Raw genomic sequence first — 5,770 nt, 5'->3', positions numbered from 1 at the left:
TCTCTGAGCTTGAGCGGTGGCTTCTGGCCGATGAGCTTGCCCTTGTTCCAGGGGGCAGGGCGATAGGCAACGGTCATTTCACTGTCGTTCATGGTCGGTCTCCTCGTTCGTGGTTGAGGAAACACGAGCATGAACCGATTCGCAGGGACGGTTCGCGACCCTGAGGGGCCGCCCACCCTTACCGCCTGAGGGTCCGCAATGGGATGTCCTGCGGACCGCGAGGCCGGTGCGTAATTTCGCATTGCGCCTGAGGGCGGTGGACTGCCCCGACCGGCAACGCCATGCCGGCGGTAACGGCCTGCTTCAGGAGGCGGCGGCCCGCGCAACGATATCCGGGTACTGCGCAATCACGCGCACATAGGCCACGGCGAAATCCGGAGCCGTGGCGCGTGCTTGCTCCCAATCCCGCAAGGTGCCGACCGGAACGCGAAACCGGCGCGCGAACTCGGCTTGCGAGAGGCCAAGCCCGCTGCGTGTCTTGCGGATCAGTCGCGCACGCTGGCCGCGGTCCAGCGCCTCGGGCGTTACGTTGAAATCCTCTGGGTCCGCCGGATCAGCAGCCAGAATGATAGGCTCTTTCTTCACCTGTGTTGCTCCTTCGCACGGAAATGAAACGAGGCAGGTCGTCCCGCCAGACGAAAATGCCGGTAAACAGCTTGTCCCCCACCAGGCCGACCACCTTGAATCGCTCCTCCCCGTCGATCTCGCGGATAGAGGGGAGGATCAGGTGATTGTCGTCCTCGAAAATGCGGTCGCCAAAGGCCAGAGAAAGCTGGTGCTTGATCTGATTGACCGCATCCTTCGCGGGATCGAATCTGTCTTCCATGGCGGGAATATGCTGGATTCCCGTAGTGGATACAAGGCGAAACATACGGGTTCCCCGTATTCCTGCCGCCAATGGCGTGACGATGCGACAGGTGTTTTCAGGCTCCCTTGATGACCGCACCGGGTAGGCCCGGTCACTCGTAACAAGTCCTTCGGTGACCGCTCGGGGCCGAGCCCTGCCGCCACATGCTCTCGGGGGATGAAGCCGATCTTGGGCGGCGCCGGCAGGCATCCCGTGCGGTTCGTGAGTTGCTGCGCGGAGTCTCATGGTACGGAGTCAAACAGGGCGAAATGGCCGCCTCGGGGAAGAGGCATTTCCTTCGCCTATGCGCTGGCGTGCGCAGACGGGCAGTCGTTGCTGTTCAAGGGCAGCCCTTTCGCCCGTACGGACATCATCCCCACCGCCCCTCCGCGAGCGGGGTAGTGGCGCAGGGCGGACGGGGGCAGCGTCATCCGCGGTCGGGGGCGGGGTGAGTTACGCTATGGGCAACAGAGGATCGACGGATAGCACAGACGCAGGTTCAGCCATGGAGGGGTTGAAATGACGGATCGTTCAAAGGGAGAGAGTCTGCTTCAGCGAGCCCTGGATAACCCACGGGCACGATTTAGGGAGGGCCAGTGGGAGGCCATCGATGCCCTGGTGAATCAGCGGCGGAAGCTGCTGGTCGTGGAGCGTACCGGCTGGGGCAAGAGCTCCGTGTATTTCATCGCAACCCGGATCCTGCGGGATCAGGGCAGGGGTCCCACGCTCATCGTGTCACCGCTGCTCGCGCTGATGCGCAACCAGATCGTTGCCGCCGAACGCCTGGGACTCCGGGCGCTGAGCATCAATTCCACGAACAGGGATGAGTGGCCGCGCCTGAACCGGGAGATCCTGGCTAATCAAGTGGACACCCTGTTGATCTCCCCTGAGCGGCTGGCCAACGACGACTTCGTGCAGAACGTTCTCCTGCCGGTGGCCAACCGGATCGGGATGCTCGTGGTCGACGAAGCGCACTGCATTTCGGACTGGGGGCATGATTTCCGGCCTGACTATCAGCGGCTGGTGAACGTGCTGAAACGGCTTCCAGCCAACCTGCCGGTGCTGGGGACGACCGCTACCGCCAACAACCGGGTGGTCGACGACGTTCTCGCGCAATTCGGAGAGATCGGAGTGCAACGGGGCGCGCTGTCCCGCGAGACCCTGGCGTTGCAGACGCTCCGGTTGCCTGATCAATCGGCGCGCCTGGCGTGGTTGGCCGAGCACCTGCCGGAACTCCCGGGTACGGGTATCGTGTACACGCTCACGAAGCGCGATGCAGAGCAGGTGGCGGAGTGGCTGCGGCAGAAAGGCGTCTCGGCACGTGCGTACTACAGTGGAGTGGTGCACCCGGACTTTCCCGATAGCAATGCCTATCGGGAGTTCCTCGAGGATCAGTTGCTCGGCAACCGGATCAAGGCCCTCGTTGCCACGACGGCTCTGGGCATGGGATACGACAAACCCGATCTCGGGTTCGTGGTGCATTACCAGGCACCGGGCTCCATCGTGGCTTACTACCAGCAGGTGGGAAGAGCGGGTCGGGCCATCGACCACGCGGTCGGGGTGCTGTTGTCGGGCCGGGAGGACCACGACATTCAGGCGTACTTCCGGACCAGTGCGTTTCCCGCTGAATCGCACGTTTATGGCATCGTGAAGGCGCTCGGGGAGAGTGATGGTCTTGCGGTGCGGGACCTCGAAGAGGCCGTCAATCTGCGGCAGGGGCAGATCGACAAGGTGCTCAAGCTGCTGTCGGTCGAGAATCCGTCACCGGTGCTCAAGCAGGGATCGAAGTGGGTTCGGACCCCGGTGTCCTATCGGATCGACCGTGCACGCATCGCGCGGTTGACCGAGCAGCGTGAGCTGGAGTGGGAGGAGATTCAGGCCTATCTCGATACCCGGCAATGTCTGATGGAGTACCTGGGTCGGTCGCTCGACGATCCCAAGCCCCGCGCCTGCGGAAAGTGCTCGGTGTGCCTGGGGTCCCCCGTGGTCAGCGGGTCCTTCAGCCGTGAACTCGCGGTGGATGCGGCGCGGTTTCTTCGGCACGCGGAGCAGCCCCTGGACTGCAAGCTACAGGTGGCGAAGGGTGCGTTCTCCCGTTACGGTTGGCGTGGGAACCTCGCCGCCGGGCTTCGCGCGCAGAGAGGGCGCGTCCTCGCTCGCTGGGGCGACGCAGGATGGGGCAGGGTGGTCGCTGAGGACAAAGATGCGGGAAGGTTTCGGGATGAGCTGGTGTCGGCCGCGGCCGAGATGCTGGAGGAACGTTGGCGACCCGAACCCCGGCCCGAGTGGGTGACGTGCATTCCATCGCTGCGGCATCCTGCGCTGGTCCCGGACTTTGCCAGGCGGCTCGCGGAGCGGCTCGGCTTGCCGTTCGTGCCGGCTATCACGAAGGTGTGGGACAACGAACCACAGAAGATGCAACAGAATCGATTTCACCAGTGCAGGAATCTCGATGGCGTGTTCTCGGTGGCGTCGGCTTTGCCCTCGGGGCCGATGCTACTGGTGGACGATCTCGTTGATTCTGCGTGGACGATGACGGTGGCCGCCGCCTTGCTGAAGGAAGCGGGGGCCGGTCCGGTATGGCCACTGGCCCTGGCGACGGCGGGCACGGGTGACTGACATGAATGGCAACGTGAAAGAACATGGCGCGAGCCATGACCATTAATGACCATTAGCCCGCAGGCCGAGGCCGTGCTCCTGCTGAATGCCTGGTTTTCCAAGCCGGTCAAGGACGAGCCTCGGCCGCTGACGCCCAGTGAGTACGGGCGATTGGCGGTCTGGATGAAGGCCAACAAGCTCTCGCCAGAGGCCCTCCTGCAGGATGAGGCGAACCTGGAGCGGATCGAGCGCTGGGAGGATCGAAGCATTACGCGCGAGCGCTTGCAGTATCTGCTGGGACGCTCCGGCGGGCTCGGCATGGCGCTGGAACGGTGGGAGCGGGCCGGGCTGTGGGTGATGATTCGCACGGACGCCGATTATCCACCGTTACTGAAGCAGCAGCTCAGACTCAACGCGCCTCCCGTGCTGTTCGGTGTCGGGAATCGGGCATTGCTCGGCAGGGGCGGGATAGCGGTCATCGGTTCCCGTGATGCCAGCACCATCGATCTCGAGTTCACCAAGCGGCTGGCCCAGGACATCGCGAGGCAGGGCCGGTCCATCGTGTCCGGGGGCGCGCGCGGCGTGGACGAAGCCGCGATGCTCGGGGCGCTCGAGCGGGAAGGCACGGTGATCGGCGTGATCGCGGATCAGCTCTTGCGCGCCGCGACGGCGGCAAGGTACCGGCGCTCCCTGATGGAGGGGAATCTGGTGCTGATTTCGCCGTTCAATCCCGAGGCGCGCTTCGATGTCGGCAACGCGATGGCCCGCAACAGGTACATCTATTGTCTGAGCGATGCCGCAGTCGTGGTGGCGACGGGCAAGGGAAAGGGTGGCACGTGGTCTGGGGCAACAGAGAATCTCAAGCACCGTTGGGTTCCTCTCTGGGTACGGGCAGACAGCCACGAAGGGAATGAGTCGGGGACCTCGGCCCTGGTCCGTTTGGGCGCAGGGCTGCTGCCTGACGGTGAGCTCCGGGTAAAGGCTCTGCTCACGGATGCCAGCCCCGCGCCGCCTTCAGGGGAACAACCCGACCTCTTCGACGCTCCCGGAGGGCCCGGCGAAACCGCGGTGGTGCGCGAGTCGGGAGAATCGAAGGAAACCCCGGGTGTCTCTGCGGACCCTCAGGGGGAATCAGCCTCTTTGCCCGAGCCCCCGGAGGGATTGGACCCCGGGCCTGCCCTGAAGCAGAGTCTTTACGACTTCTTCCTGGGCAAGCTCGCGGTGGAAACGCGGGATGCACCTCAACCACCGGATGTGCTGAAGGACCGGCTCGATGTGTGCGCCACCCAACTCAACCAGTGGTTGCGGCGCGCGGTCGCTGAAGGAAGGGTCGAAAAGATGACCAAGCCGCTCCGTTACCGCATCCGTACCTGACGGCGGCCACCTGCCGGCCATCGAGTCCGGTCGCGAAACGGGCCAGGGGAGGCGTCATGCCTGGTATTGGAGAAGGTGGATACTGGCGCCACGCAGCATGGGGCGGCAGGCGGGGCAAGCGGCGGTACCATTGCCGATGAAACCCGGGGTCAGCTGGAGTGGTCCACCCTCACGTGAGAAATCTTCCCCGCATGCCCCAGGCTCTGCACCTGACGTCACAGCTGCTCCTTGCAACGCTGATCCTGTACCTGGTGCTGATCCAGCCGAATCACCCCGCGGCCATGACATGGGGTGCGCTGTGGGTGTTTCCGCTGGAATTGCCGGTGGTGATCGCCGCGCTGGTTTTGGTGGGATCGGGTCTCGCGGGGCAAGTCCTGCGCGCATTCCTGACGGTGACGATCGTCGGGATCGCCGCCCTCAAGGTGGCGGATTTCGGGACGTTCATTGCCTTCAACCGTGGTTTCAACCTGCTGGCAGACATCAATCTGCTGTCCGCCGCATGGGTTCTGGCACAGGGTTCCTTCGGCGCTGTGCTTTCTGCCCTGGCGCTGGCTGCGGCGGTTGCCGCGCTTGCACTGGTTGCCCTCGCGCTCTGGTGGGCGACTGGAGTCTGGATGCGGGCCGCCCCGGCGCGCAGCTCGAGGTTCGCGGCGGGCGTGCTGCTGGTGCCTGCGCTGGCCCTGGCGGTGGCGGAGATTGCAGAGGCGCGCCGAATGGTGACCCTGCCCGATGCGGTTTCGGGATTGATCCCGGGTGCCGCCTTTACCGCGCGGGTCGGCCTGGAACGTGTCGAACAGGTTCGCGACACGCGCGCCGATCTTGCCGTCTTTCGCGAATTGGCCAGAAATGACCCGATGGCGGGCGTCGCTCCGCTGTTCGACCGCCTGGGCACGCGGGATCTGATCATCGTCTATGTCGAGAGCTACGGGCGTTCGAGCTTCGAGAATCCGC

General features: G+C 64.5%; 5 protein-coding genes. 3 read left to right on the top strand and 2 right to left on the bottom strand.

The features are described from left to right. Window positions 1-303 precede the first annotated feature (303 nt). Window positions 304-585, bottom strand: a complete 282-nt coding sequence (locus EA346_RS11400) for a helix-turn-helix domain-containing protein (protein WP_296758675.1) — start codon at window positions 583-585, stop codon at window positions 304-306. After that, the gene (locus EA346_RS11395; RefSeq protein WP_296758672.1) at window positions 554-826 is read right to left on the bottom strand and encodes a BrnT family toxin; all 273 of its coding nucleotides are present in this window, start codon (window positions 824-826) and stop codon (window positions 554-556) included. The genes EA346_RS11400 and EA346_RS11395 overlap by 32 nt, the downstream gene beginning before the upstream one ends. A 540-nt stretch (window positions 827-1,366) precedes the next feature. On the opposite strand from EA346_RS11395, the gene EA346_RS11390 reads away from it, so the two are divergent. The 3 genes from EA346_RS11390 to EA346_RS11380 all read left to right on the top strand — a co-directional run. Next, window positions 1,367-3,466: a RecQ family ATP-dependent DNA helicase gene (locus tag EA346_RS11390; protein WP_296758670.1), complete on the top strand. Its 2,100-nt coding sequence runs from the start codon at window positions 1,367-1,369 to the stop codon at window positions 3,464-3,466. A gap of 45 nt (window positions 3,467-3,511) precedes the next feature. Continuing rightward, window positions 3,512-4,819: a DNA-processing protein DprA gene (locus EA346_RS11385; protein ID WP_296758668.1), complete on the top strand. Its 1,308-nt coding sequence runs from the start codon at window positions 3,512-3,514 to the stop codon at window positions 4,817-4,819. 191 nt (window positions 4,820-5,010) lie between these two features. Beyond that, window positions 5,011-5,770, top strand: a 760-nt coding sequence (locus EA346_RS11380) for a hypothetical protein (protein WP_296758664.1), incomplete at its 3' end; no start/stop codon positions are given.

The organism is Thioalkalivibrio sp. (assembly GCF_007692535.1).
In the GTDB taxonomy this organism is placed as follows: Bacteria; Pseudomonadota; Gammaproteobacteria; order Ectothiorhodospirales; family Ectothiorhodospiraceae; genus Thioalkalivibrio.
This window is presented reverse-complemented; position numbering and strand designations above follow the sequence as displayed.